27 protein-coding genes and 2 riboswitches are annotated in these 26,344 nt (G+C 40.3%); of the genes, 6 read left to right on the top strand and 21 right to left on the bottom strand.

Annotated features, from left to right (window positions below; all coding sequences use genetic code 11):
* Positions 1-30: 30 nt before the first annotated feature.
* A riboswitch (cobalamin riboswitch) is annotated at positions 31-263 on the bottom strand.
* A gap of 101 nt (positions 264-364) precedes the next feature.
* The 14 genes from ACFO6W_RS22240 to ACFO6W_RS22175 form a co-directional block, all read right to left on the bottom strand.
* On the bottom strand, positions 365-790 hold the full coding sequence (locus ACFO6W_RS22240; RefSeq protein WP_380000617.1) for an RNA-binding S4 domain-containing protein: 426 nt from the start codon (positions 788-790) through the stop codon (positions 365-367).
* Positions 787-1,170: a DUF6463 family protein gene (locus ACFO6W_RS22235; RefSeq protein ID WP_380000615.1), complete on the bottom strand. Its 384-nt coding sequence runs from the start codon at positions 1,168-1,170 to the stop codon at positions 787-789. The genes ACFO6W_RS22240 and ACFO6W_RS22235 overlap by 4 nt, the downstream gene beginning before the upstream one ends.
* Before the next feature lie 3 nt (positions 1,171-1,173).
* Complete coding sequence (gene pth / locus ACFO6W_RS22230; protein WP_380000613.1) at positions 1,174-1,737, bottom strand: aminoacyl-tRNA hydrolase; 564 nt, start codon at positions 1,735-1,737, stop codon at positions 1,174-1,176.
* Positions 1,738-1,764: 27 nt separating this feature from the next.
* Positions 1,765-2,346, bottom strand: coding sequence for a 50S ribosomal protein L25/general stress protein Ctc (locus ACFO6W_RS22225; RefSeq protein ID WP_380000611.1), 582 nt, complete (start codon positions 2,344-2,346; stop codon positions 1,765-1,767).
* A 178-nt stretch (positions 2,347-2,524) separates the two neighbouring features.
* Complete coding sequence (gpmA, locus tag ACFO6W_RS22220; RefSeq protein ID WP_380000609.1) at positions 2,525-3,271, bottom strand: 2,3-diphosphoglycerate-dependent phosphoglycerate mutase; 747 nt, start codon at positions 3,269-3,271, stop codon at positions 2,525-2,527.
* A 97-nt stretch (positions 3,272-3,368) separates the two neighbouring features.
* On the bottom strand, positions 3,369-4,130 hold the full coding sequence (gene yaaA, locus ACFO6W_RS22215) for a peroxide stress protein YaaA (RefSeq protein ID WP_380000607.1): 762 nt from the start codon (positions 4,128-4,130) through the stop codon (positions 3,369-3,371).
* A gap of 17 nt (positions 4,131-4,147) precedes the next feature.
* On the bottom strand, positions 4,148-5,623 hold the full coding sequence (cysS, locus tag ACFO6W_RS22210; protein WP_380000605.1) for a cysteine--tRNA ligase: 1,476 nt from the start codon (positions 5,621-5,623) through the stop codon (positions 4,148-4,150).
* Positions 5,624-5,661: 38 nt separating this feature from the next.
* Positions 5,662-6,645: a tRNA dihydrouridine synthase DusB gene (dusB, locus tag ACFO6W_RS22205; RefSeq protein ID WP_380000603.1), complete on the bottom strand. Its 984-nt coding sequence runs from the start codon at positions 6,643-6,645 to the stop codon at positions 5,662-5,664.
* A 131-nt stretch (positions 6,646-6,776) separates the two neighbouring features.
* Positions 6,777-7,448, bottom strand: a complete 672-nt coding sequence (gene mnmC2 / locus ACFO6W_RS22200) for a tRNA (5-methylaminomethyl-2-thiouridine)(34)-methyltransferase MnmC2 (protein ID WP_380000601.1) — start codon at positions 7,446-7,448, stop codon at positions 6,777-6,779.
* 23 nt (positions 7,449-7,471) lie between these two features.
* A complete protein-coding gene (ispF, locus tag ACFO6W_RS22195) occupies positions 7,472-7,948 on the bottom strand; it encodes a 2-C-methyl-D-erythritol 2,4-cyclodiphosphate synthase (protein WP_380000599.1) in 477 nt (158 codons plus the stop codon).
* Between the two features lie 116 nt (positions 7,949-8,064).
* Complete coding sequence (gene porV, locus ACFO6W_RS22190) at positions 8,065-9,228, bottom strand: type IX secretion system outer membrane channel protein PorV (RefSeq protein ID WP_380000597.1); 1,164 nt, start codon at positions 9,226-9,228, stop codon at positions 8,065-8,067.
* A gap of 133 nt (positions 9,229-9,361) precedes the next feature.
* Positions 9,362-9,988, bottom strand: a complete 627-nt coding sequence (locus tag ACFO6W_RS22185) for a fumarylacetoacetate hydrolase family protein (RefSeq protein ID WP_380000595.1) — start codon at positions 9,986-9,988, stop codon at positions 9,362-9,364.
* A gap of 43 nt (positions 9,989-10,031) precedes the next feature.
* Complete coding sequence (locus ACFO6W_RS22180; protein ID WP_380000619.1) at positions 10,032-10,769, bottom strand: polyprenol monophosphomannose synthase; 738 nt, start codon at positions 10,767-10,769, stop codon at positions 10,032-10,034.
* Between the two features lie 530 nt (positions 10,770-11,299).
* Complete coding sequence (locus ACFO6W_RS22175; RefSeq protein ID WP_380000593.1) at positions 11,300-11,509, bottom strand: hypothetical protein; 210 nt, start codon at positions 11,507-11,509, stop codon at positions 11,300-11,302.
* A gap of 331 nt (positions 11,510-11,840) precedes the next feature.
* On the opposite strand from ACFO6W_RS22175, the gene ACFO6W_RS22170 reads away from it, so the two are divergent.
* The 3 genes from ACFO6W_RS22170 to ACFO6W_RS22160 all read left to right on the top strand — a co-directional run bounded on the left by ACFO6W_RS22170 (position 11,841) and on the right by ACFO6W_RS22160 (position 13,634).
* Entirely contained in the window at positions 11,841-12,686 is an 846-nt protein-coding gene (locus ACFO6W_RS22170) for an energy transducer TonB (RefSeq protein ID WP_380000591.1), read from the top strand.
* A 395-nt stretch (positions 12,687-13,081) separates the two neighbouring features.
* Positions 13,082-13,405 carry a hypothetical protein gene (locus ACFO6W_RS22165; RefSeq protein WP_380000589.1) on the top strand — a complete coding sequence of 108 codons (324 nt, stop codon included), beginning with the start codon at positions 13,082-13,084 and terminating at the stop codon, positions 13,403-13,405.
* A complete protein-coding gene (locus tag ACFO6W_RS22160) occupies positions 13,392-13,634 on the top strand; it encodes an outer membrane beta-barrel protein (protein WP_380000587.1) in 243 nt (80 codons plus the stop codon). The genes ACFO6W_RS22165 and ACFO6W_RS22160 overlap by 14 nt, the downstream gene beginning before the upstream one ends.
* Positions 13,635-13,703: 69 nt before the next feature.
* On the opposite strand, the gene ACFO6W_RS22155 is transcribed toward ACFO6W_RS22160, so the two are convergent.
* The 6 genes from ACFO6W_RS22155 to ACFO6W_RS22130 all read right to left on the bottom strand — a co-directional run bounded on the left by ACFO6W_RS22155 (position 13,704) and on the right by ACFO6W_RS22130 (position 20,836).
* Complete coding sequence (locus tag ACFO6W_RS22155) at positions 13,704-15,827, bottom strand: Tex family protein (RefSeq protein ID WP_380000584.1); 2,124 nt, start codon at positions 15,825-15,827, stop codon at positions 13,704-13,706.
* 87 nt (positions 15,828-15,914) lie between these two features.
* Positions 15,915-16,292, bottom strand: a complete 378-nt coding sequence (locus ACFO6W_RS22150) for a GxxExxY protein (protein WP_380000582.1) — start codon at positions 16,290-16,292, stop codon at positions 15,915-15,917.
* 255 nt (positions 16,293-16,547) lie between these two features.
* A complete protein-coding gene (locus ACFO6W_RS22145) occupies positions 16,548-17,219 on the bottom strand; it encodes an RluA family pseudouridine synthase (protein ID WP_380000580.1) in 672 nt (223 codons plus the stop codon).
* A gap of 110 nt (positions 17,220-17,329) precedes the next feature.
* Positions 17,330-18,826 carry an acetyl-CoA hydrolase/transferase family protein gene (locus ACFO6W_RS22140; RefSeq protein WP_380000578.1) on the bottom strand — a complete coding sequence of 499 codons (1,497 nt, stop codon included), beginning with the start codon at positions 18,824-18,826 and terminating at the stop codon, positions 17,330-17,332.
* A gap of 229 nt (positions 18,827-19,055) precedes the next feature.
* Positions 19,056-19,637, bottom strand: coding sequence for a non-canonical purine NTP diphosphatase (locus tag ACFO6W_RS22135; RefSeq protein WP_380000575.1), 582 nt, complete (start codon positions 19,635-19,637; stop codon positions 19,056-19,058).
* Positions 19,634-20,836 (bottom strand): pyridoxal phosphate-dependent aminotransferase, encoded by a 1,203-nt coding sequence (locus tag ACFO6W_RS22130; RefSeq protein WP_380000573.1) that lies wholly within the window; start codon positions 20,834-20,836, stop codon positions 19,634-19,636. The genes ACFO6W_RS22135 and ACFO6W_RS22130 overlap by 4 nt, the downstream gene beginning before the upstream one ends.
* A 208-nt stretch (positions 20,837-21,044) precedes the next feature.
* A riboswitch (cobalamin riboswitch) is annotated at positions 21,045-21,220 on the top strand.
* A gap of 111 nt (positions 21,221-21,331) precedes the next feature.
* Here ACFO6W_RS22130 and ACFO6W_RS22125 point away from each other — a divergent pair.
* The 3 genes from ACFO6W_RS22125 to ACFO6W_RS22115 are packed head-to-tail and all read left to right on the top strand — an operon-like array spanning position 21,332 to position 25,590.
* Positions 21,332-23,326 (top strand): TonB-dependent receptor plug domain-containing protein, encoded by a 1,995-nt coding sequence (locus ACFO6W_RS22125; RefSeq protein ID WP_380000570.1) that lies wholly within the window; start codon positions 21,332-21,334, stop codon positions 23,324-23,326.
* Positions 23,327-23,347: 21 nt separating this feature from the next.
* Positions 23,348-24,445, top strand: a complete 1,098-nt coding sequence (locus ACFO6W_RS22120) for a DUF5074 domain-containing protein (protein WP_380000568.1) — start codon at positions 23,348-23,350, stop codon at positions 24,443-24,445.
* A gap of 11 nt (positions 24,446-24,456) precedes the next feature.
* Positions 24,457-25,590 carry an ABC transporter substrate-binding protein gene (locus tag ACFO6W_RS22115; RefSeq protein ID WP_380000566.1) on the top strand — a complete coding sequence of 378 codons (1,134 nt, stop codon included), beginning with the start codon at positions 24,457-24,459 and terminating at the stop codon, positions 25,588-25,590.
* Between the two features lie 56 nt (positions 25,591-25,646).
* On the opposite strand, the gene ACFO6W_RS22110 is transcribed toward ACFO6W_RS22115, so the two are convergent.
* The gene (locus tag ACFO6W_RS22110; protein ID WP_380000564.1) at positions 25,647-26,282 is read right to left on the bottom strand and encodes a YiiX/YebB-like N1pC/P60 family cysteine hydrolase; all 636 of its coding nucleotides are present in this window, start codon (positions 26,280-26,282) and stop codon (positions 25,647-25,649) included.
* Positions 26,283-26,344: the final 62 nt, after the last annotated feature.

The raw sequence follows: 26,344 nt of genomic DNA, 5'->3' as shown, positions 1-26,344 counted from the left end.
ATTCAGATTGTTATTCGTAGAAAAGTCAATGTATCTCTAAATTCTTAGGCTGTCTTCTGACTTACTCCTCCTTTAAACATCCTTCCCGTTCGATGACGAACAGTGGTATTTGGTATTGTTTAAAGACTTTTTTCAGAAACATTGTTAACTGTTTACTGAATAGAGATTACAGCAGCGCGACTGCTCAGGATTTACACCTGATTCCCTTTTCATTACGCATCCGGCAAATGCAGACTTGTAACACCAATACAAAAACAAAGATATGGAATAAAATAGAATTACAATGTGTTTTGAAGAAAAGTTATCAAAAAAAGCATGCTATCCCGGATAGGATAACATGCCTGTTTTGTATGCGAATATAAGGTCAGCTTTCTTCTTCCAGGTCCCAGTTATCGAAGAAAGAATAATCATCAGTAAACTGCTCCAGTTCGCGCCGGTCTTTTTTTGTCGGACGGCCTGTTCCGCGTGCGCGGTCTACAAATCCGCTCATCTTGGACATCTCCAATATCTCCAGTTGCAAAGGAGGGGTTACATCGCGCATAAACTCAGGAACGAGCTTTGCACCCATTCTGTTTTCGGAAAGGGCCAGCACCTCAAACGAATAGGTTACAGGCGGACGGCGAACCTCTATTATATCGCCTGCTTTTATCATCCGAGACGGCTTTACGGTTACACTCCTGATCGTTATGCGTCCTTTTTTGCAGGCTTCAATGGCAATAGAACGTGTTTTGAACAAGCGAACTGCCCACAACCACTTATCTATACGAACTTCGTTTTTGGGTTCTTTCATTTTTGCTCTGAATTTATAGCCTTTGAGTTTCTACTGGCTAGTATCATAATTAACGCCTGGGGTATAAAAAGCCAGAATCCGGAAACCGGAACAAAGAAACAACCCACAAGTGAAATGATCAAGAGTGACCAGCCTAAAGATGAAGGGAGGGGAGTCCGCGTCTTTTTTATATAAAAATGGAGTGTTTGCCCCCAAAATATAATGATTACACCACATATAAGAAACCAGAAAGCCTGATTCCTCAGTACGTCGCTACCGATTGAATCGAATCCGTCTTTGAGTATTGCGACAAGAGTTTCTTTCCCTTCCAATATGGCTATGGCTACATGTAGTATTCCTGTTATCATTAAGAATACACCACTATATTTCCACAATTTCATATTCTATTTGCTGTTGTATTGATTCATTGTATTTTGTATCCCTGCAAGACAGAAACTTTTGATGATTTCTCCGCAGGTTTCCAACTTAGCCGGAAGCTCTTTCTCTTCCTCATCGGAGAAGTCTTCCAGAACATAATCGACCTGTCCGCCCCTCGGAAAATCATTTCCAATGCCAAATCGCAGGCGCGCGTACTCCTGTGTGCCCAAGATCGACTGTATATGTTTCAACCCGTTATGTCCGGCATCGCTGCCTTTTCCTTTGAGGCGCAAAGAGCCGAACGGCAAAGCCAGATCGTCCACAACGACCAACACATTTTCGACAGGAACTTTTTCCTGATTCATCCAATAACGCACGGCATTACCGCTGAGATTCATATATGTGGAAGGTTTCAACAGAATAAGCGTACGCCCTTTTACCTTCATCTCCGCCACAAAACCGTAACGCCTGTCTGCAAAAACAATATTGGACGCTTTAGCTAAAGCGTCCAATACTCTGAATCCTATGTTGTGGCGGGTATATTCGTATTCTCGACCAATATTACCCAGTCCGACAATCAAATATTTCATTCGTTATATTTCTATAGTTATCCGCTATTAGCCGTTTTTAGCCGCAAGACCTCTGGCTGCACGAGTCAACTGAACACGGCAAACAACGCCATTTTTCGCATTCAGCAATTCAAGTCCTTCGAAATGAAGTTCTCCAACCTGAATAGATTTTCCTAATGCAAGGCCTGAAACATCAACATGTACTTTTTCCGGTACTTTATCGTAAAGAGCTCTTACTTTCAGTTTGCGCAGGTCAAGAGATAATTTACCCCCGGCCTTAACACCTTCTGCCAGTCCGTCAAGTACTACCGGTACATCGATTGTAATCGGTTTGTTTTCGAATACATGAAGGAAATCAAGGTGCAGAATTTCATCTGTAACAGGGTGTACCTGCACATCTTTCAATATTGCTTTATAGTTATCTTTCCCTACCGTAAGGTCTACAAGGTAAATTTCAGGAGTGTAAATCAATTTGCGCACATCGCTGTTTGTCACTGTGAAAAGGATAGCTTTGTCAGCTTTTTCTCCCCCATAGATAACCGCAGGAATTTTGTCTTCTTTACGGAAAGCTTTAGTTGCTTTTTTGCCAATGTCTGTTCTGGCTTCGCCTTTTAGTTCAAATGTTTTCATTTTTTAATTTTAAATGTGTTACTCAAATCAAGGATTTGCTTCCTCATTCCCATCACACGTACGGGCTTATAAAAGCGGGGCAAAGATAGTGATTTTGTTTTTATTTTCCTAACTTAGCGAATAGGAAAGAGCATATATTTTCGATAATATATGCTCCTTCTATATAAGTTCTTTATATTTATTTCTTCTTTCCCTGATTAGCAACCGCATCCATCAGCTTTTTGATTTCTTCCGGATCGCCAAGGAAATAGTCTTTTACGAGGTTCAAATCATCATCGAATTCGAATACATAAGGTACTGCTGTAGGCAGGTTCAGGCTTACGATATCTTCATCGGAAATACCTTTCAGATATTTAATAATACCACGAAGGCTGTTTCCGTGAGCAGCAACGACAATTTCATCATGACACATCAACGACGGATAGATAACTTCCAGCCAGTAAGGCAAGATGCGTTCTACTGTTTCTTTCAATGCTTCAGTTTCAGGAATATATGCTTTAGGCACGCATGCATAACGAGGGTCTTGCGAAGCCGAACGCGGATCTGTCGGTTCCAGTGGTGCAGGAGGCACATCATAGCTACGTCTCCAAACCAATACTTGCTCGTCACCATATTTTTCAGCAGTCTCGGCTTTGTTCAGGCCTTGAAGCATACCGTAATGCTTCTCATTCAAACGCCATGTTTTTTCAACCGGAATCCAGTCCAGATCCATTTGGTCAAGGATGTTGTTCAATGTTTTAACGGCTCTTTTCAGGTATGAAGTATAGGCCAGAGTAAAGTTGAAACCTTCTTTTTTCAGCAATTGTCCTGCTTTTACTGCTTCCTGAACTCCTTGTTCCGACAAGTCTACGTTAGTCCATCCCGTAAAGCGGTTTTCTTTGTTCCAAACGCTTTCCCCGTGGCGAATCAATACTACTTTTTTCATCTTTATTTACTATTTAAATTGTGATTTTTATCGCAACGCAAAGGTAGCAAGAAGTTTCAAGATTTAAAAATCGGCATAACCAAATTTTGAAATGCATTTACCTCACAAACACCCATTCCTTATCGTCCGATAACTGCGGAGCAAAAACATATCCTTCGGAATCGAACCCCTTCAGGTGTTCTATATCTTTAATCTGATGCTGAATTATAAAACGGGTCATCATTCCCCGTGCTTTCTTTGCATACACCACAATCTGCTTATAGCCTTTACCGGTCTGCTGTTTGAATATGGGAGTTATCATTTTATGCCCTTTTGGCAAGAGTTTGCGGTTCACTGCCTTTGCATATTCTTTCGATGCCAGATTAACCCATATATTGTCATCGGCTTTCATCTGCTTCGCCAAATATTTACTGATCGTTTCTGACCAGAAAGCATACAAATCTTTACCTCTGTTGTTTGCCAGCGGAATTTGCATTTCCAAACGGTATGGCTTTATCAGGTCCAGTGGCCGGAGCACCCCGTACAAACCTGATATATGTACCAGGTGCTTTTGGGCAAAATCAAGATCCTTATCCGAAAATGTCTCTGCATCAAGTCCCTTATAAGCAATGCCATTGTATGCGAATATTGCCTGCCGCTGCGGAGTCTTAGCCAAAGGAAATGCATGGATATACTGATACACATTATGCGCCAGCTGCGGATTGATACTCATCAACGAAGCTATCTCCTGCGCGGATATACCCTCCATCGACTTATACAATTCTTTCGCCTCTTTGGCATAAAGCGGAGTAGTAGCTTCTTTTACGGGAACCGGGGATTCAAAATCCTGGAGTTTCGCCGGAGACATTGTTATTATCATATTGTAATACTAAGATTTCATTTCAGCTTCCATTCCGCGCCGTCCTTACCGTCTTTTATTTCAAAGCCGGCTTTGGCCAATTCATTCCTTATCTGGTCGGATGTTGCCCAATCTTTATTTTCTTTTGCTTTTTGACGGATATCGAGCAGTAAGTCTACAGCTTTTCCGAATGCCTCGTTATTATTTGCAGAGGATGCCTCATTACGAATACCCAATATATCAAATAAAAAAGTATCAAATATTTTTTTTAAATGTTCAATAGAATCTACTGTCATCAAAACATCTTGATATAATGCTAAATATACATAATTACTTGCTTCACATAAAAGGGATATTAGTACAGCAGTGTTTAAGTCATCATTTAGAGCCCTATAACATCTATTTTCTAAAAAACTTATATCAACATCATCGGATGTTATATTTTGAGGGTTAATCTTTTTTATATTATCATACGCTTCAAGCAATCTAAATAATAACTTTTCTGCAGACTGCAGACTTTCATTACTAAAATTTACAATACTTCGATAATTAGATAGTAAAATAAAGAATCGGATTGTCATCGGAGAATAGGCCTGTGCTAACAATTTGTGTGACCCAGTGAAGAATTCTTCTAATGTGATAAAGTTCCCCAACGATTTACCCATTTTCTGCCCATCAACTGTAATCATATTGTTATGTATCCAATATTTTACGACCTGATGCTTTTCCATCGCTGTATTCTGGGCAATTTCACATTCATGGTGCGGAAACATCAGGTCAAGCCCACCACCATGTATATCAAACTCGTTACCAAGATATTTTATACTCATTGCAGAACATTCCAAATGCCATCCCGGGAAACCAATGCCCCAAGGCGAAGGCCAGCGCATAATATGTTCCGGTGAAGCTTTCTTCCACAAGGCAAAGTCCACCTTACTGCGTTTCTCGTCCTGTCCTTCAAGTTCACGGGTCGTATTCAGCATCTCCTCTATGTTTCGATGCGACAGGATACCGTAATCGTAGTCCTTATTATACTTCTCTACATCGAAATAAACAGAGCCATTACTTTCATATGCATAACCGTTCTCCAGTATTTTTTTAATCGTTTCAATTTGTTCTATTATGTGTCCGGAAGCATGGGGCTCGATGCTTGGAGGCAATACATTCAACATCTCCATTGCCTTGTGGTAACGGTTTGTATAATATTGCACCACTTCCATCGGTTCAAGCTCTTCAAGACGTGCTTTTTTTCCTATCTTATCCTCTCCTTCATCCGCATCGTTTTCCAAATGCCCCACATCGGTAATATTGCGTACATAACGTACTTTATATCCCAGATGTGTAAGATAGCGGAATAATATATCGAAGGTTATAGCCGGGCGGGCATGTCCTAAATGTGGATCGCCATATACTGTAGGACCACAGACATACATTCCTACATGAGGCGCATGAAGCGGTTCGAATACTTCTTTTGTACGGGTCAGTGTGTTGTAAACCGATAGTTTTTGTTCCATAATCTGCTACTAAATTTTAGAGGTACAAAAATACGAAATTATACGTCATATTGAATAGATATACCATCCATTATTGAGAATAATTCATCTACCGAATCTGTTCTTAGCATAGATACCCGTATTTTCTTAAAATCGGGAATCCCCTTAAACACCGGACTTCCCGCCAAATGACGGCGACTATGTAGTATCCCGCCTCTCTCGCCGGAATGGGCTATATTCTTCCGTACCAAATCCTTCAAAACATCGAGATACCATGTAAACTCCTTCTTTGGCATAGGTTCTCCTGTGGCCAGATAATGTTTCACCTCTTCGAATATCCAGGGTCCACCGATGCTGCCACGACCGATCATTACGGCATCCACACCAGTTTCATCAAAACGCCGTTTACAGATTTCGGGAGTGGTTACATCCCCATTGCCAATAATCGGGATATGCATGCGTGGATTATTCTTTACTGCACCAATCAGTGACCAATCAGCTTCTCCTGAATACATCTGGGCACGAGTACGCCCATGCAATGTCAAAGCCTGTATACCTGTATCCTGTAATTGCTCCGCCAGTTCCACAATTATCTTCGAATCGTTATCCCATCCCAGGCGGGTTTTCACTGTCACGGGGATATTCACAGCCTTTACAACGGCAGCGGTGATCTCCACCATCAGTTCGGGTGTACGCATCATGCCCGAACCGGCACCTTTTCCTGCCACTTTCTTCACAGGGCAACCGAAATTTATATCCAGTATGTCGGGACTGGCTTCTTCACATATCTTTGCAGCCTCTACCATCGCATCCACTTCACGCCCGTATATCTGGATAGCTACGGGACGTTCTTCTTCGCTGATAGTTAGTTTTGCCTGTGTTTTGTTTACATGACGTATAAGAGCGTCGCTGGATACAAACTCGGTATATACCATATCCGCGCCAAAACGTTTACACATCAATCTGAAACCCATATCGGTAACATCCTCCATAGGAGCAAGGAACACCGGGTTTTCAGAAAAATTTATATTGCCTATTTTCAATTTAGTTACAAGTTACGAGTTACGAGTTACAAGAAAAGATGCTTGTAGCATAACTCTAATTAATAAAGGATACAAAGATAAATAATCAGGCGAAAATAATACTGAAATCTTTAAATACTGAAATCTTTAAATTATTTTATCGCCCGCAACATCTCCCGTTTTCCCGGAGGCCCGGGTAACCGTTCCGTTGTAAAGCCGGCCTGTTGCATCATCCGGCGCACTATTCCTTTGGCACAATAGGTGACCAATATACATCCGTCGCCTGATATAGCATATAATTTATCAAAGATGTCCTGTGTCCACATCCCGGCCTGTTTATCGGGTGCAAAGGCATCAAAGTAGATAATATCTGCATTTTCTTTTATTTTCGAAAAATCGAAACGTGTAAAGTCCGCCTTTATTTTGGTAAGAAAAAAATTATCGGTTATCTCCGATTCCTTTTCCCATTCCACATTATGCAGCTTATGATACATTTCCTGCTCTATAGATAAATATTTCTCAGGATAATTCAAATCTTTAATAATGTTATCAGGTAAAGGATAAGCCTCTATGGTTGTATAATGGATAATCCGTTCTGTCTTTCGATTTTCGAGTAATGTAAGGAAAGCATTCAGTCCCGTACCGAAACCCACTTCGAATATATGGATTGTATCTTTGCGGCAATGCTTTAATCCGGCGTCTATAAAGACATGCGTAGATTCTTGTATAGCCCCGTTTACCGAATGGTAATGTTCGTTCAGTCCGGGAACAAAAAGAGTGTGAGACCCGTCAGCAGTTAACTCTATTACAGGTTTCACACTCATTTTGCACTGTGTTTAACTATCACTTATTTTTCTATTAAAGCCACGGCATATGCGGCAAAACCTTCCTCACGGCCTACAAATCCCATTTTTTCGGATGTAGTAGCTTTAATAGAAATATCTTCTTCAGAGATTTCAAGTATCCCTGCCATTACCTTTTGCATCTGAGGTATATGCGGATTTATCTTAGGACGCTCGGCACAAATAGTCGCATCAATATTGCCGATCCTGTACCCTTTTTCCGTTATAACCTCTAATGTTCTGGCCAGTAAAATCTTGCTATCTATATCTTTATATTCTCCCGCAGTATCGGGAAAGTGAAAACCTATATCGCGCAGATTTGCCGCACCTAACAAAGCATCACAAATCGCATGTATCAGGACATCAGCATCGGAGTGTCCCATAAGTCCCTGAGTATGGTCGATCTTCACACCTCCAAGCCACAATTCACGATTGTCTGCCAAACGATGTACATCGTACCCAAACCCTACACGTATCTTCATTTTATTTAATTTGAGAATTAGCACATTAGCATATCAGTAAATTCAATAACTATGTGTACTGCTAGCCGCTTGCACTATTTGCTGATTTCCGAATTTACTAATATGCTAATTAAGTTTTATCTGAATAAATTTTTCATTCCGTCAATGTCGAACGCCAAAGAGAAACGGAGTGTCTGGTCTAACGGGTTTTGTTGTGCAGTAGCAAGCATATAAGCTACATCCAGCTGGAAAGCTGTCAGCTTGAACCCTGCCCCGAACGACAAGTACTGACGGTTACCCTTCATTTTGTTTTCATGGAAATAACCGGTACGAAGGCGGAACTTATTATCATAGTCATATTCTGCACCAAGCGACCACATTATTTCTTTCATCTCTTCCGAAAATCCGCCGGGCGCATCCCCAAACGATTTAAAGATACCGGATATAGGGCTGATATTCTGATAATCTTCAATCCGTTTCCTATAATCGTTGACGTCTTCACCTTCTTCCTGTACTGGAGGTGTAGGCACCAGCAACTTATTGATATCCATACTGAAAGACAATGTACTCACATCGTTCATCGGATACATCAATGAAGCTCCTAAGCGCAGGTTCGTAGGCAGGAACTGATCCCTGTCTCCGCCTGTTGTCGCTATCTTAGTACCGATATTAGATATATTAAAACCGAAGCTTAATAAGCTTTCCGATTGTCCTATATTTATATACGATTCGTTATAACCTGCTACATCGGCAGCCCATGCATTACCCGGAGTTGTTTCTTCATCCGCACCCGAATAATCGGCACGTATATAGCGTACCGTTACCGATCCGGAAAATGTTTCTGTCAATTTACGCGAATAGCCTAAATCGACAGCCAGTTCGTGAGGGCTCAGTGTTTGTCCCGTCCAACCCGCATCATTGGCAATATTGACATTACCTACAGAGAAGTAACGTATCGAAGCGCTTAACGCCTGATTGTTCTCATTACCTAGTTTATAATAACCCACCCCGTAAACCAGCGCTATATCATTGATGATTTTTCTCAACCAGGGTGTATATGATAGTCCAAATCCCGCCTTACTTGGCGAAAATGCATATTTTGCAGGGTTCCAGTGTTGCGAATATACGTCGGGCGCAGTAGCTACTCCGGCATCTCCCATACCGCCGCCACGGGCATCAGGAGCGATGGATAAAGACGGCATCGCAGTCAGAATCGGATTGATATCTTCTTGGGCAACCATGCTAAATGTAGTGAGTACAAAAGCATTTACCAACAAGACTTTTTTTAAGAAATTCTTCATTTATTCCACTATTTATTTTACGTAATTAAATTAATTTGGTTAAGGAAGTTTATAGTTTGTACATTCTTCAGTTATAGTTATAACTATCTTTTATCGATTTTATTATTTTTATTTCAAATTTTAACATACTATTCTAACAAATATGTAATTCCAATAGTTCATCTTCCTCCAGAATACCTGTCAGTTTATTCCCGATTTCAACTTTCCCTACTCCTGCGGGCGTACCGGTAAATATGAGGTCGCCGGTCTTTAATGTAAAGAAGCGGCTTGCAAAAGCTATAATCTTATCCACCGAATGAAGCATCTCATTCGTATTTGCCGACTGAACAACTTTATCATCTATTCTGAGCATGAAGTCCAGTTCCTGAATACTTTTTCCATACTTTTCTTTCGGGACAAAACTACCTACTGCCGCAGAATTGTCAAAAGCCTTCGATATTTCCCAGGGCTGACTTCTTTGCTTTAATCCGGCTTGTATATCACGTGCCGTAAAGTCTATGCCTAGTGTTATTTCATTATAATAGCGATAAGCGAAACGTTCTGCAATATTCTTACCCATTTTATCGATACGAACTACCAGTTCGGTTTCGTGATGAATATCCGATGAAAAATCGGGTATGTAAAAACGGTTCTTATCACCTGATAGCAAAGCTGTATCCGGTTTCATAAAGAGAACAGGATCATCATCCTTATCAGACAACGCACGACCCATCTCCTTATTATGTGTCTGATAGTTAAGACCTATGCAGATAATTTTCATTTATATCACCTAAAATTAAATAAAGAACAAAAATACACAAGATTTATTGTTTCTTCTTTATGCCTCCGAACAATTGCCTGAATCTCATCGTCAATACTCCAAAAACTCCTTCCGCAAAGATACCCGAATTCATTTTGGAAGTTCCCAGCATCCGGTTTACAAATACGATAGAGACTTCTTTTATATCAAATCCCAGACAATAAGCCGTATATTTCATTTCTACCTGAAATGCATATCCCTTGAAACGTATATTATCCAAGTCGATGGTTTCCAATACGTTTCGCTTATAGCATACGAATCCAGCAGTAGCATCATGCACTTTCATTCCGGTAATAAAGCGCACATACTTAGACGCAAAATAAGACATCAGTACCCGCCCCATCGGCCAGTTCACGACATTCACCCCGCTATAATAACGCGAGCCTACGGATAAATCCGCGCCATCGTTCGCACACGCGTCATACAGGCGTAATAAATCGTTCGGATTATGCGAAAAATCGGCATCCATTTCAAATACATATTCATATGAACGTTCCAGTGTCCAGCGAAAACCCGCGATATATGCCGTACCTAGCCCTAATTTACCGGCCCGCTCTATCATATTCAGTCGTTCCGGAAATTCGGATTGAAGCTTTTTCACAATGCCTGACGTACCATCGGGAGAGCCATCGTCGATAATAAGAATATCGAACAGCCGGGGCAAATCGAGTACAGCTCTGATTATAGCCTCTATATTCTCCTTCTCATTGTAGGTGGGTATTATAACTACGGAATTGGACATATACTTTTCGTTCATTTACAATAGTCGTTTTGCGTGACTCGGCATAATCAAAATAAATTTTACTTCTGCTACCGCTATTTAAAACGTTCTTTTAATTAAAGCCACAAATGTAGTATTTTAAGAATTTATAAATAAAAAATAATGACTAAAAATAATAAAAAGAACCGTCTGTTTTGTGGCTCAAAGCACAGACTTGGTTACCCTTATATTATTTTTACATTTATTAACCATATACAGTTAAAAAGTAACAGATGTAACACATTTTACAGTGAACAGTGAACAGTCATCAGTTAACAACTTGTATCTCGTGCCTTGTCTACTCGTAACTCGTAACTGCCCTAGGGCGAAGTAACTCGTAACTATTAAAAAGTAACACCTTTTTAGCTATTAGCTGATAGCCGTTAGCCAATAGCTTATGTACAAAACTTGACAAACTTGACACTTTTCCCACTATTTTTTATCTGTTCCTTTTTTCCCTCTCTGTAAGTCCCCCTTGGGGCAGGGGCTGTTAAGTTCTCCGCTTTATTCTGTTATTCTCTGCTGCCATCCTGAGTGGAACGAAGGATCTCTTTCGATTTAGGAGATGTTTCACTTCGTTCAACATGACAAAGAGTATATAAGGATTCAGAACTTAACAGCCCTGCCCTCGCTGGCGCAGACGTCCCGTCTGTGTGTTGCGTAGCAAACATTTTTTCCCTGTCAAAAGACACGGACTGGAAGTCCGCGCCAGCGGGAGACACATCTGACACATTTTTACTGTTTATATAATATGTTGTTTACATATATTAACTATATATAGTTAAAAAGTAACAAAAAACAGATATGATCCAAACCTCTTATTTTTTCAATATATCGAAGATTTACAAATAGTTAACCAACATATTCATAATATAGATAAAGTTTTCAGATATTATATATGCAAAATTTCATCTATACCACCCTATGCAAGAAATAAATAATCTATCCGAAATTATTTTCAAAAAAATTTAAGCCCTTTTATGGAATTTGAAGCTTTTACATATCTATTAGGTACAAAAGGGGAATAATTAATAACACATAAAACTTACAGTTATGAAAAACTTAGTTAACTTAAATTCCGCAGAATGGTGTGATATTATTTTTGAAGGTAAAAATAAATCATATGGTGCATTTGAATTACGCCAGTCCTCTACCAGGAGGCATCTGATCGCATTCGGCGTAGTGGTATTATTCGCTGCTTTTGTATCCTGCCTGCCGGCAATCATCAGTACGATCAATGCTGCCAGTGCAAAGAACCATACAGGTGGTGTAGACGACATATACACTACATCGGTGATCGAAGTAGATAACAAGTTACCGGAACCCGAAGTAATAAAACCTGAGATACCGGAACCTCCAAAATTCCTTCCGATGCAAAAATTTGCCCCGCCTACAATTGTAAAGAACGAAGATGCCCCCGATGAGACTGAGATGGCCAATATGAGTGACCTGACTACAGACAAAAGAGAAATCGGTGGTTTTGAAGTAAAAGACGATGGTTCTGACCACAAAGACGCTGTACGCAAAGAATTTGAAACCAATGTAGTAGGTGACGGACAAGGTGGAGCCGCCTCTAAAGAACCCGAAGTATTCATAAGCGCTCAATTCATGCCTCAATTCCCCGGTGGACAAACCGATATGTATAAATATATATACGATAATATCAAATATCCGGTTGTGGATCAGGAAATGGGAATACAAGGAACAGTTACTCTAAGATTCGTGGTAAGCAAAACCGGAGATATCACTGATATCCAACTACTGAAAGGAATCAGTCCGACTTGCGACAAGGAAGCCATAAGGGTACTGAAAGGCATGCCCAGATGGATACCGGGCAAGAATAACGGAGTTGCCGTTCCCGTTTACTTTACAATGCCTATTGTATTCAAGTTGAAATAATTATTATCATACAAAAATTAAATATTAAATAATATTTTGCCGGTAACCGGAAGACAAATCTTCCGGTTACCCATGCGTAAAAGTGCTTTTTTACCGGTAAATATATTTTTCAGTTCAAAAATTATTTATTATCAATTTTTCATATATATTTGTGCAAAATTTCTTACAAAAAATTAGAAATTATTTAAACCTTATAACACTAAACATACAAAATTGACAATACACATGGAAATAATCAATACTATTGAAGTTTAAAACTGTATTATCCCTGAAATCTAATGATTTCAGGTAATCCTTGACATAAAAATCTATTCAAATAAAATACAGAAGTTAATATATTATGTATATATAATTGTTCAGATTTTCATTATTAATCACTTAATTTCTTTACACAAATGAAAAATGTTCTATTCAAAAGAATGGTGATGCTAATCATCATGACGGTAGCGGTAAGCACAGTAACAATAGCGCAGGAAAAAGGGGACAAAGCTATCGGTGCCAACCTGGTAATAGGGAGCGGAAACAGTTTCACCAATTATGGCCTCGGCGCCAAATTCCTCTACAATGTAACAGATCCGATCCGTTTATCTGCGGAATTCGATTATTTTTTCAAAAAAGATTTTGTAACTATGTGGGATGCCAGCGTGTACGGACATTACCTGATTCCTGTAGCCGAGAAGTTTACCCTGTATCCTTCGGTAGGGTTTGGGACTCATTAACACCAAAGCTTCTTATGGAGAGGCCATCGATGGCTTAGGCAAATTAGGTGACATTTTAGGCATTAATGTATCGGGAGCATCGGCATCGAGCAGTGACTTTGTTTTTTCACTGGGCGGTGGCGCCGAATATGAATTAACCGATAATCTGGCGCTGAACGGCGAATTCCGTTACAAAATCAAAGACGGCAGCCGTATCAATATAGCTTTAGGCATTGCATACAAGTTTTAATAATACAAGCCGGAAAAGGAATGAAAAGGAGTTACGCTGATTGTAACTCCTTTTTAGTCAACCAGATTCTTATTTTTTCATCGATAATTGCACCCGTTTCCGTGCTGTATCAACGGACAATACTTTTACCTCTACATGCTGGTGAAGAGATACCACCTCTGTAGGATCGGAAACAAAGCGGTCTGCTATTTCGGAAATATGCACCAGCCCGTTCTCTTTGATGCCCACATCCACAAAGCAACCAAAGTTTGTGATATTGGTAACGATACCGGGAAGAACCATACCTTCACGCAGATCGTTAATAGTACGGATATTGGGATCGAATTCAAACATCCTGATGCCTTTACGCGGGTCACGTCCGGGTTTATCCAGTTCTTGCATTATATCGTTCAGCGTAGGCAATCCTACTGTATCCGTTATATACGACTTGAGGTCGAGCGTTTTTTTCAATTCCTTGTTCTGTATCAGTTCTGAAACAGTACACTTCAGATCTTTAGCCATCTTCTCTACCACATGGTAACTTTCAGGATGTACAGCAGAATTATCCAACGGGTTCCCAGCTTCGGCAATACGAAGGAAGCCTGCGCACTGTTCAAAAGCCTTCTCTCCCATCCGGGCTACTTTCATCAGTTCTTTGCGGGACTTGAAGGCACCGTGTGCCGCGCGATAATCAACAATATTCTGCGCTAACACAGGACCTAAACCTGAGACGTAAGTCAACAGGTGTTTACTTGCGGTATTTACATTTACACCAACGAGATTTACACAACTTTCGACGGTGAGATCAAGGGAATTTTTCAATTTTGCCTGGTCTACATCATGCTGGTATTGCCCTACTCCGATCGATTTCGGATCTATCTTCACCAATTCGGCCAACGGGTCCATCAGGCGACGGCCGATAGATACCGCTCCCCTGACCGTCACATCATAATCCGGAAATTCTTCACGGGCGATCTTGGAAGCAGAATAGATGGATGCCCCATTCTCACTTACAACGAATACCTTCACCTCCTTTTCGTAACGGAGATTGGTAATAAAACGCTCCGTTTCGCGACTAGCAGTACCATTCCCGATAGCAATAGCATCGATATTATATGTAGACACCAGTTTCACCACTTTATTACCGGCCTTGGACGTTTCATTTTGCGGTGGATGCGGATAAATTGTCTCATTATGCAACAGGTTTCCTTCCGCATCGAGACATACAAGTTTGCATCCTGTACGGTATCCCGGATCGATACCCAACACCCTCTTTTGTCCCAATGGCGGCGCAAGCAAAAGCTGACGCAGATTTTCAATGAATACACGTATGGCCTCCTCATCCGCCTTTTGTTTCGATAAAGCTGAAAACTCCGTTTCTATCGACGGCTTCAACAATCGTTTGTATGAGTCTTCTATGGCATCGGCCACATAGTTAGTGGCTTCATTATCGTTATCTCCTTTTATAAAACGCTTGTCCAGCCTTTCCAGTGCCGTATCTTCATCCGGTGCAATGTTTACACGGAGAAAACCTTCCGACTCCCCTCGACGTATTGCCAGTATGCGGTGAGATGAAGCCTTGCCCAGTTTTTCGGAAAAATCGAAATAATCGCGGTATTTGTCACCTTCCTCTTCTTTCCCCTTCACTACCTTAGCAGTAATAACTGCCTCCCGTTCAAAAAGGTTACGGATAGCATTACGGGCATATTCATCTTCATTTATCCATTCGGCTATGATATCACATGCCCCGGCAATAGCTTCTTTCGTATCTTTTACATCACCTTTTACATATGAGAGGGCTTTCCCTTCCACATCCACCGGGTGTTGCGCCATAATCAATTTAGCCAGTGGCTCCAATCCCTTCTTACGGGCTATTTCGGCCCGCGTCTGGCGCTTGGGTTTATAAGGAAGGTAGATATCTTCGAGTTCCGGGCCGTTCCAACAGTTTTCGATACGCATTTTCAGTTCAGGCGTAAGCTTCTCCTGTTCCTCTATCGATTTCAGGATTGTTTCGCGACGCTTTACAAGTTCATTGAACTTATCATTCTGTTCTTTTATCGCTCCTATCTGAACCTCGTCCAGTCCTCCGGTTACTTCTTTCCGGTAACGGCTGATAAAAGGGATAGTCGCGCCCGAATCCAGCAAACCTATTGTTTTTTCGATTTGTGAAGCTTTGATGCTTAAAGCTGATGATATTAGGTCTATAATTTTCATATTTAGTATTTTATTTCTCACAAAGGCACGAATACACAAAAATAGTATCTTCAATGGTATTGCTTACTATCTTTGTATAGTATATTTTTATAGGTTATTTACAATTCTTGTTATTCCGTTTTTTATAAAGGGTTCATTAAAATTGATTAGTAGTCCCAACTTAATATCTGTTATTTTTAAATATGTAAACAGTTGTTTGGGATGAACAGGTGATATTTTTTCAACAGATTTCAACTCAATGATAACCTTATCTTCTATAATTAAATCTGCCCGGAAACCAATATCCATTTTCAATTCGTCCCAGAATACAGGAATAGTTTTTTGTCTTTCTACTTTCAAATCCAGTATATTCAATTCATAATACATTATTTCTTCATAAACAGGCTCTAACAAACCCGGCCCTAATTCAGAATGTATACAATATGCAATATCTACAATATGTTTTGATATTTCATTTTCACTCATGTTCTTAAATTTTTTTATCTCACGCAAAGGCGCAAAGAAAAATATTGAAAATAACTTTCGAAAAACAAAGAATAGAGTTGGAATCAAATAAAAGCGAATAATACTTTTATTTTTTTATTCAAAAGCTTTCTTTGCGCCTTTGCGTCTTTGCGTGAGATTTTTCTTTTGTATTTAATTACTGATTCACATTACTTACTAATCTTATTCTGTTTTCCATTTTTCCTATATACCTTATTTTACACATTTGCGAGAGACTTATATTCCGCCAAAAGCCTGCCACAAATTATCTTCCGGCACAGGTGCAGTAACTTCGATTAATTCTTTCGATACCGGATGAATAAAGGATATCTTACGTGCATGCAGGCTGATACCGCCATCGGGGTTGGAACGCTCCGCACCGTACTTCAAATCCCCTTTTATCGGGCTGCCGATTTTTGCCAGCTGGCAACGTATCTGATGATGGCGGCCTGTTTCCAGATCTATTTCGAGTAAGCTGTATTTATCTGAACGGGCGATTAGTTTATAATGCAGTATAGCCTGTTTAGAATCCGGCTTCTCAGTATCATAAGCATATGACTTATTCTGTTTTTCATTCCGTACCAGGTAATGCTTCAATGTCCCCTCCGGCTGCTTGGGGGTATTCTTTACAATAGCCCAATAAGTTTTACTTATTTCCTTATTCTTGAACATATCATTCAGGCGGGATAAAGCCTTGCTTGTCTTGGCAAAGACCACGATCCCGCTCGTAGGACGGTCGAGGCGGTGGGTAACACCACAAAAAACGTTCCCCGGCTTATTGTACTTTTCTTTCAGGTATTCTTTTACGATTTCCGAAAGTGGCTTATCGCCCGTCTTATCCCCCTGTACGATTTCCGATACAGTCTTATTGACAATTATGATATGGTTATCTTCGTAGAGAACTGTCATTATGAAAATTTCAAGATTGCAAATTCAAAGATTTCAAATTTATTACAAAGAAAAACCTTTCGATTGACAATCGAAAGGTTTTCTCAGTTATAATGTTTAATATATATGTGTTAAGCGTTCTTTGGTTTTCTCCAGGTAACGTTTTTCATATCGCCTGTTTCCTGGAATGCTTCGTGAAAAGCGAAAGCATTATACATATCGAATCTTGTTTGCCCCTTAGGAGCATTCTTGATATACTCCTGCAATAGAGGGCGATAATCCGGATGCACACATTTATTGATGATTTCCTGTGCACGCTCTTCAGGGCATTTGCCACGAAGGTCGGCCACACCATACTCCGAAATGATTACTTTCACGGAGTGTTCGCTATGATCCTGATGCGCAACCATCGGCACAAAAGAACTTATCTTTCCGTCTTTTGCAACAGATGGCGTTACAAATATAGACACGTATGCACTACGGGTAAAGTCTCCGGAACCTCCGATACCGTTCATCATCTTGGTACCCATCACATGGGTTGAGTTAATATTACCGTAGATATCCGCTTCAATAGCTGTATTGATGGCAATAACCCCCAGACGGCGGACTACTTCGGGATTGTTTGAATATTCGGATGGACGCAACACGATCCTTTCTTTGAAAAAGTCCAGATTCTGGTATATATGCTCGATGCAAGGATTACTTACTGTCAATGAACAGCCGCTTGCAAATTTAACACGTCCCGATTCCATCAGCCCTATAACGGCATCCTGGATAACCTCGGTATAAACATCAAAATCAGGAATTTCCTTGCTTTCGCCCATGGCTGCTAGCACAGCATTCGCTATATTGCCCACACCCGACTGTACAGGCAGGAATGTTTTCGGCATACGGCCTTCCGCCATTTCCTTAATAAAGAAATTAGCTACATTTTCTCCGATTTTCGCAGTTACTTCATCTACGGGAGCAAAGCCGCTGCCTTCATTCGGTTCGTTGGTTCTTACAACGATTATTTTATCAGGATCTACTTTTATATGGTCTTTACCTACGCGGTCATGTACACCGTATACCGGAATATCTTCACGTGTAGGCGGGTCCTGAGGTTCGGGAATATCGTGCATTCCACGCATTGCCCTCGGATTCCATTCATTTAGTTCTACAATGACTTTTTTTGCCAGACGGCTTACTGTAGGAGAGATACCGACACCACATGTAGGGACTATTTCACCGTTCTCTGTAACTTCACATGCTTCTACGATGGCGTAGTCTACTTTTCCGTAGTACCCGTAACGGATATCCTGAGCCATAGTGGAAAGGTGCAAATCGCAATATTTGATTTCTCCGTTATTGATTGCTTCGCGCATGCTTTTGTTTGTCTGATAAGGTGCCCGGAAGTTAATAGCTTTCGCCCTGGTTAAGACCCCGTCTAACTTATCTCCTGTAGATGCTCCGGTGAACACATTTATTTTGAAAGGGTTGCCCTTTGCATGTTCTTCTTCGGCGCGTTTTGCAATAAATCCGGGTACTACTTTGGGACATCCTGCATGCGTAAAACCGCTAAATCCCACATTGTCGTTGTTGTTGATAAGTGCGGCTGCCTCTTCAGCAGTCATAAATTTTAAAGCCATTGTTTTTTAAAATGTATGATTTATATAAGTTATTAAGTTGATTTTCATATGTGTTTCGCTTTCGCGCTGCAAAAGTACAAAATAAATATCTGATGTGCTATTTTAAATCATTAAAAATTCAAAGACTGCAATTTAGTGCTGTTATTCAAAAAAATAAAGGTTTTCATCTCTAACGAAAACAATATGCATAAACAAAAGGAAATCGTCCTTGCAGGCTGTACTTATAAAATCAGATACCTTCCAAAAAACTACACAAAGCTTTCACAGCCAGTGCACGGTGGCTTATATTATTTTTAACATCGCTTCCTAATTCGGCAAATGTCGCTGTGTATCCGTCGGGCATAAACACCGGATCATAACCAAATCCGGCAGTACCTTTTTCTTCTGAGATTATTTCACCGTCGATTTTCCCGTCAAAAAGATATTCCTTTCCATCCAGAATCAATGCTATAACAGATCTGAAACGGGCTTTACGATTTGTAACGCCATCCAGATTAGCCAGAAGTTTTTTAATATTGGCTTTAGCATCATGCCCATCTCCGGCATAACGGGCCGAATACACGCCCGGCGCACCATTCAAGGCTTCAACTTCAAGCCCCGTGTCATCACCGAAACTGTCGTAACCGTATTTCTCTTTCACATAGCGGGCTTTTATCAAAGCATTTTCTTCCAGGGTCTCGCCCGGTTCGGCTATATCTTCGTGGCAACCAATATCTTTAAGGCTGAGTATTTCAAATTTATCTTTTACAACCTCCCTAACCTCTTCCAGTTTATGAGCGTTGTTTGTAGCGAATACAAGCTTTCTTTTCATTTATTTTTCAGCGCATTATAGGTTTCCAATGCTTTTTCTAATACTGTAAGCGCATTTCCCAGATCTTCTTTATTGAGTACATAGGCTATGCGTACTTCATTTTTTCCCAATCCCGGTGTTGTATAAAAACCTGAAGCGGGAGCCATAAAAACAGTCTGTCCTTCGTACTCAAAATCGGACAGGCACCACGCGCAAAATTCGTCGGCATCATCTACCGGAAGGCGTGCAACGGTATAAAATGCACCCATAGGGATAGGTGAATATACTCCCGGTATACGGTTCAGGCGGTCGATAAGGAACTTACGTCTTTCCACATATTCATCGTAGGTATCACGAAGATAATCAGGACTTGCATCCAAAGATGCCTCTGCCGCAATCTGGCCGATAAGCGGAGGACTCAGGCGCGCCTGACAGAATTTCATAAGGGTCTTGCGTAATTCCTTATTTTTAGTAATCAATGCACCGATACGGATACCGCACTCACTGTATCTCTTCGAAACCGAATCTATCAGCACCACATTATCCTCGATACCGACAAGGTGACAAGCCGAAATATATGGTGAATTGGTGTAAATAAACTCACGGTATACCTCATCCGAAAATAAATAAAGATCATGCTTCTGCACCAGATGCTTTATCTGATTCATCTCGGCACGCGAATATAAATATCCTGTCGGGTTATTCGGATTACATATCATAATTCCTTTTGTACGCTCATTTATCAGTTCTTCGAACTTTTCAATTGGCGGCAAAGCAAACCCTTCTTCAATAGAAGAGGATACTGTGCGGATAATGGCTCCGGCTGATACGGCAAAGGCCATATAATTGGCATAAGCAGGCTCCGGAACAATAATTTCGTCACCCGGATTGAGGCAGGCCAGAAATGCGAACAATACAGCTTCCGACCCTCCGGTAGTAATAATTATATCGTCAGCCGATACATTTATATTATACTTTGCATAATAACCAACCAGTTTCTCACGGTAAGAACGGTATCCGTCGCTGGGACTATACTCCAGTATAGTGCGGTCGATATTGCGTATCGCTTCAAGCGCTTCTTCGGGAGTAGGTAGATCGGGCTGTCCGATATTCAGATGATATACTTTCAAACCCCTGGCTTTAGCCGAGTCGGACAATGGAGCCAATTTCCTGATGGGAGAATTCGGCATTTCTATTCCTCGCTGCGAAATATGTGGCATAATGCTATTATAATATATATTTTATTTTCAACAAGGCGCAAATATACGAATTTTACTTATGAGTTATAAGTTATAGGCGACGAATTTGTAGCACCTTTCATTCACCCGCTTTACTTATTTTTCATCTCTGCTCTTCCTTATTCTTGGTAAGCACGATGATACTCTTTACAAATAATTATCTCAAAAAAGTAAATCTTCTATAATATTGTGTATCTTTGCGCTACTTTGTTCCATTAAGGATGAAAAGGGAATCAGGTGTAAATCCTGAACAGACCCGCTGCTGTAAGCTCTGGGAATGTTTGTATCAAAATACCACTGTTGCAAAACGGGAAGGTGATATGAACAAGAGCGAGTCAGAAGACCTGCAAAGTAATATTTTCGACAGCTTTCGAGGAATAAGGCTTAAGAAACATGCGTAAAAGAAATCCAACTACCTTTCTTTTTCTTTGTTCTTATCGGATGCTGCAATTATACTAAAAGATATATTTTGCATAGATGAGAATTTTATTTTCTACCTTTTTATTTTTTTGTTCTTTAGCTTGTACATCCTTACTGGCCCAAACAAATGATAGTATCAAGACACAAAAACTATCGGAGGTAGAAGTATCTGCACATATAAAACCCTCGGCTGCCCGCTCAACGACACCGCTTCAAGTCATTACTACAGAGTCTATTACAGAGCAAGGATTGCAATCGGTATCTGACGTTGTACGCCGCTTTAATGGTGTCGTACTCAAAGATTATGGAGGTATCGGCGGACTAAAAACAGTTGCTATACGGGGAATGGGAGCGGAACATACAGCGATCAGTTATGATGGAATCACTGTCAGTAACGTACTATCCGGACAGGTGGATATAGGCCGATTTGCTTTGGATAACATATCTGCCGTATCGCTCAGCATAAGTCAGTCAGATGATATATTTCAAACAGCAAGGGTACTGGGTTCTGCCGGAGTACTTAATCTGCAAACAGCTATTCCTTCGTTTAATGAGCATAACCACGAGGGTAAAACAAGAATAACAACAGGCTCGTTCGGGTTATTCAATCCTGTCCTCGATTATTCGCATAAAATAAGCAATTCTTTTGCCATATCAGCTAACGGGAGCTGGCAACGTGCCGATGGTAATTATCCTTTCAAACAGGAAGACGATAAACTGTTACCTGACCGTAAAAGAAAGAACAGCGATGTGGATATCTTCAGAACAGAAATAAATATCTTCAATAATTTCGGTAAATCCGGTGATCTACGCACTAAAGTCTATTATTTTGATTCGGAACGTGGATTGCCCGGAAACGTAACTATCGCAAACGATTATGCGGCCGAGCGTCTCTGGGATAAGAATTTTTTTACCCAGATGATGTACAATACTACATTCAGCCCTAAGCTCAAATTCAGATCACAAGCCAAATATGACTATACGTTTACACGATATGTAATAGAAGAACTGAGCGACAGGAAAACGAATCGTTACAAGCAGCATGAAATATACCTTTCCAATGCATTGTTATATACGATAAACAATAACTTTTCGGCTTCTTTGGCAGAAGATCTGAGCTATAATACGCTCAATAACGACATGGCTACCTTTGCGGACAACCTTCCCTACCCTAAGCGGTATAACTCACTTACCGGGATAGCAGCAAAATATGACATTAAACAATTTACTGCCACTGCAAGCCTGCTGGCAACATATATATCAGAAGAGGTGAAGAACAATAGCGACAATAACACTTATAAGAGACTGACACCTACAATCAGCGCTTCGTATCAGCCTTTCGATGCAACAAATCTGCGTTTCAGGGTGTCATATAAAGAATTGTTTCGTGTACCGACTTTCACCGAATTATACTATTCTTCTATATCGAAGAAGCTAAATCCCGAACTGGCACGCCAATTCAATATGGGTGCAACATGGGTAGGTAGCATTTCCGACGTTCTCAATTACGTGAATGCATCTTTAGACGTGTATTATAATAATGTGAGGGATAAAATTATCATAATACCATATCCCTTTATGGCAAGTAGCACTAATCTGGGAAAAGTACGGATAAAAGGTATGGATCTGAAACTGGCGACAAACATCTCACTGTGCGACAAAATGGATGTGGATATCAGCGGCTCATACAGCTATATGGAAGCGCTGGATATGACTGACCCCAATAACAGCAAAACATACAAAAACCAGATACAATACACCCCAAAACATTCGGGAGCGATAACGGTAGGCTTCAATAATCCATGGGTAAATTTTTCATACTCTGTTGTTGCAGCAAACAAGCGTTATTTTAATATACAGAATATTAAGGATAACCGTATCGACGGATACTCCGACCATAGTATCTCCCTATATAAAAAGCTAAGAATAAAAGGTTATGACTGTTATCTGCAAGGCAACCTGTTGAATATCTGGAACGAAAATTATGATATAATCGCATATTACCCCATGCCGGGGCGATCATTTAAAATAACCGGCGGGTTCAAATTTTAAACATTTAAATAAAAAATAGAAATGAAAAAGTTTTTAGTAAAAGGAATGTTACTCTCTATGTTGGCTTTTGCCTTTGTTTCTTGTGATTCTGATGATGATAATATCACACCTTCATGGGTAGCTCCAGAAATTACCTCTGCAGGGGTGTATATTCTCAACTCGGGAAGCAGTGGTAAAAACAATGCAACAATGGGCTATTACAGTTCCGACACAGGAGTATTTACTGAGAAAATGTTTGAGAATCAAAATGATGAACTAAAAATAGGAGATACAGGGAACGATATGGTCATTTATGGTCATAAAATGTATATTCTGGCATCAGGGTCAAACAAAATATATGTTACAAATTTAGCCAGCAAGTTGTTAAAGATTATCGAACCTCTAAATGAATCGAATCAGCCTCAAAAACCTCGTGAAGGCGTTGCTTATGACGGGAAAGTATACATAAGTCTTTTCGATGGATATGTTGCTCAGATAGATACAACAAGTATGACTATTACAAAAAAAGTACAAGTAGGTACATACCCGGAAGAATTAACAATAGCCAAAAAGAAACTCTATGTTGCAAACTCCGGATACGGAGATGGAACAACTGTTTCAGAAATTGACCTTGAAAGCTTCACTGTCAAAACAATTGATGTGGTTCAAAATCCGGCAAACATAACAAGTGATAAGGATGGAAATGTATATATTATATCATTTGGCAATTATGGCAATATAAAATCAGCCCTTCAAAAGTATGAGCCATCAACAGGAAAATTAACAACTTTAGGTACAGGTATTGCCAATAAAATGGCCTTGAATAAAGATAATGATAAATTATTTTTAGTAAGTGAATCATGGGATACCGGAAGTAGGGTTGTTAGCTTGAGATCATTAGATCTGAAAACAAACACAGTAAATGAGAAATCCTTTGTGACTGCACCTGGCAATGTTGATCTGTCGAAAACATATAATGTTACAGTAAATCCTACGAACGGCGACATATATATTGCTACAAGTGACTACTCTACCAATGGAGATATGTATATCTTTTCTGCCGACGGTACATATAAGACTGGTTTTGGTACCGGAGGTATCAACCCTATGGGAGCATATTTCATTACAGGTGTAAAATGATAATATAGAATATGAAATTCCTAAATATCACACTACTCTTTTCTATTATCCTCATCCTGGCGGGCTGCGATAAACCTAAGCCTGCCGGACAGGATAATATTAAGCCGCAAACGGGATATACTGTCTATTATGCCAAAGGCTTTCAGGTAAAAAAGTATGATGGATATACCACCGTGTCGGTGCGTGATCCCTGGGACACCACGCGCATGCTGCAAACATATGTCCTTGTGGCAAAGAATAAAGATTTACCGGCAAACCTTCCCAAAGGTACAATTGTAAGAATACCTTTGGAAACAGTAGCGACATACTCCACCATCCATTGTTCTACCCTGAACGAACTGGATGCGGTAAATCTGATAAAGGGTGTGTGTGAACCTCAGTATATAAAGCTATCCAATATACAGGATGGTGTAAAGAGCGGGGCAATCGCCGATCTGGGGATGGCCAGTAAACCTGACACAGAGAGATTGATCATGCTCAGTCCTGATGCCATATTTGCCACTCCGATACAAGGCTGGACATACGGAAGTATAGAAAAAACAGGAATCCCCATTCTGGAAACAACCGATTATACAGAATCGCATCCGCTTGGACGTGCCGAATGGATACGCTACTATTCCTTATTTATCGGGAAGGAGCAATTGGCCGATTCGCTTTTTGCCATTACCGAAAAGAATTATAATGCTGTTAAAGATGCCGTGGCCGGAACGGCAAACCGTCCTTCCGTATTTACGGATATGCGTTATCAGAACAAATGGAACATGCCCGGAGGAAAAAGCTTTATGGCAAATATGCTATCCGATTCGGGAGCATCGTATTGCTGGTCTGATGACAACTCGACAACTTATATGCCACTGGCATTCGAATCGGTATTAGACAAGGCGGGTGAAGCGGATTTCTGGATAATCAAATATAACTGGCCTGAAGATATGACATATCAAAGCCTGGAGAAAGAATATAAGCCATATTCCCATTTCAAGGCATTTAAAGAAAAAAATATATACGGATGCAATACAGCATATTCGGGTTATTATGAGGATTTGCCCATCCATCCGGATTATATATTGAAAGATATGGCGTATATATTCCATCCGGAACTCTTCCCGGAATATACGCCGAAATATTACAAAAAAATAGGAGAGTAAATGTATATAGGTTTGTAAAAAGGCTGTGATCAGAATTTCTGCCACAGCCTTTTTCTTTAATAGTAATGAACGATATCGATCACATCCGAGCTTGACATAGCTCCCGGATTTATACCCGGTTCACCTTCGGGAACCGGTAAATTATACTTTCCGAAATACTCCTTCCAGCCTTTCGTTATTTCGCCTGTATCGGGCGATTTGAAAGTCATCGTATTTAACGCGAATACGGGAATGCCATTATTTGCTTTCAACAAGATATCATAAATAAGTTCTGAACAATAATACTTATCATTACCTAAGATAAATCCGTCATCATAATCTTTGCCGATAAGGGTTAACCCCTCATTCAACGCGGCGGGAATACAGGCACTGTATTCTTCTTTCAGCCGTCCTACGACCGATTTGGGATAACAATCTTTTCCCTCGGGATGCAGATAATCATTCAGAGGTGTCTTTGCGACTTTGGGACGAGTAGCTTCGATTACATAGACACTGTCATTATCATCGATATAAACGATACCGACATGCGTAAACCGGTAATCACCGATACTGGCGGTAACTGCTTTTATCGTATTATCAGTTCCATTTGCGCAATCTTCCTGAAAGATCAGATCGCCGCTCTGGAGCCTGAAGTCATCAGCACGCACGGTCATGCCTGATAAAAAGAGAACCATTAATAATATTGCTTTCATATAATTAATTTAAGTTGCTATTTATAGATTGTAAATTTTATCAAAAGTATATCCCCAAATGA

Source organism: Dysgonomonas termitidis (assembly GCF_042654545.1).
In the GTDB taxonomy this organism is placed as follows: Bacteria; Bacteroidota; Bacteroidia; order Bacteroidales; family Dysgonomonadaceae; genus Dysgonomonas; species Dysgonomonas termitidis.
Note: the sequence above shows the minus strand (reverse complement) of the source record. Positions and strands in the feature narration are given on the sequence as shown.

Coding starts and splice junctions, on each gene's coding strand:
- ACFO6W_RS22150 (WP_380000582.1), bottom strand. CDS start 16,292: ATGAGTGAAAATGAAATATCAAAACATATTGTAGATATTGCATATTGT.
- cysS (WP_380000605.1), bottom strand. CDS start 5,623: ATGGAACAAAAACTATCGGTTTACAACACACTGACCCGTACAAAAGAA.
- ACFO6W_RS22120 (WP_380000568.1), top strand. CDS start 23,348: ATGAAAAAGTTTTTAGTAAAAGGAATGTTACTCTCTATGTTGGCTTTT.
- ACFO6W_RS22235 (WP_380000615.1), bottom strand. CDS start 1,170: ATGAAATTGTGGAAATATAGTGGTGTATTCTTAATGATAACAGGAATA.
- ACFO6W_RS22125 (WP_380000570.1), top strand. CDS start 21,332: ATGAGAATTTTATTTTCTACCTTTTTATTTTTTTGTTCTTTAGCTTGT.
- gpmA (WP_380000609.1), bottom strand. CDS start 3,271: ATGAAAAAAGTAGTATTGATTCGCCACGGGGAAAGCGTTTGGAACAAA.
- ACFO6W_RS22135 (WP_380000575.1), bottom strand. CDS start 19,637: ATGAAAAGAAAGCTTGTATTCGCTACAAACAACGCTCATAAACTGGAA.
- ACFO6W_RS22140 (WP_380000578.1), bottom strand. CDS start 18,826: ATGGCTTTAAAATTTATGACTGCTGAAGAGGCAGCCGCACTTATCAAC.
- pth (WP_380000613.1), bottom strand. CDS start 1,737: ATGAAATATTTGATTGTCGGACTGGGTAATATTGGTCGAGAATACGAA.
- porV (WP_380000597.1), bottom strand. CDS start 9,228: ATGAAGAATTTCTTAAAAAAAGTCTTGTTGGTAAATGCTTTTGTACTC.
- ACFO6W_RS22145 (WP_380000580.1), bottom strand. CDS start 17,219: ATGACAGTTCTCTACGAAGATAACCATATCATAATTGTCAATAAGACT.
- yaaA (WP_380000607.1), bottom strand. CDS start 4,130: ATGATAATAACAATGTCTCCGGCGAAACTCCAGGATTTTGAATCCCCG.
- ACFO6W_RS22110 (WP_380000564.1), bottom strand. CDS start 26,282: ATGAAAGCAATATTATTAATGGTTCTCTTTTTATCAGGCATGACCGTG.
- mnmC2 (WP_380000601.1), bottom strand. CDS start 7,448: ATGAGTGTGAAACCTGTAATAGAGTTAACTGCTGACGGGTCTCACACT.
- ACFO6W_RS22155 (WP_380000584.1), bottom strand. CDS start 15,827: ATGAAAATTATAGACCTAATATCATCAGCTTTAAGCATCAAAGCTTCA.
- ispF (WP_380000599.1), bottom strand. CDS start 7,948: ATGAAGATACGTGTAGGGTTTGGGTACGATGTACATCGTTTGGCAGAC.
- ACFO6W_RS22225 (WP_380000611.1), bottom strand. CDS start 2,346: ATGAAAACATTTGAACTAAAAGGCGAAGCCAGAACAGACATTGGCAAA.
- ACFO6W_RS22180 (WP_380000619.1), bottom strand. CDS start 10,769: ATGTCCAATTCCGTAGTTATAATACCCACCTACAATGAGAAGGAGAAT.
- ACFO6W_RS22130 (WP_380000573.1), bottom strand. CDS start 20,836: ATGCCACATATTTCGCAGCGAGGAATAGAAATGCCGAATTCTCCCATC.
- ACFO6W_RS22165 (WP_380000589.1), top strand. CDS start 13,082: ATGAAAAATGTTCTATTCAAAAGAATGGTGATGCTAATCATCATGACG.
- ACFO6W_RS22115 (WP_380000566.1), top strand. CDS start 24,457: ATGAAATTCCTAAATATCACACTACTCTTTTCTATTATCCTCATCCTG.
- ACFO6W_RS22170 (WP_380000591.1), top strand. CDS start 11,841: ATGAAAAACTTAGTTAACTTAAATTCCGCAGAATGGTGTGATATTATT.
- ACFO6W_RS22240 (WP_380000617.1), bottom strand. CDS start 790: ATGAAAGAACCCAAAAACGAAGTTCGTATAGATAAGTGGTTGTGGGCA.
- ACFO6W_RS22185 (WP_380000595.1), bottom strand. CDS start 9,988: ATGAAAATTATCTGCATAGGTCTTAACTATCAGACACATAATAAGGAG.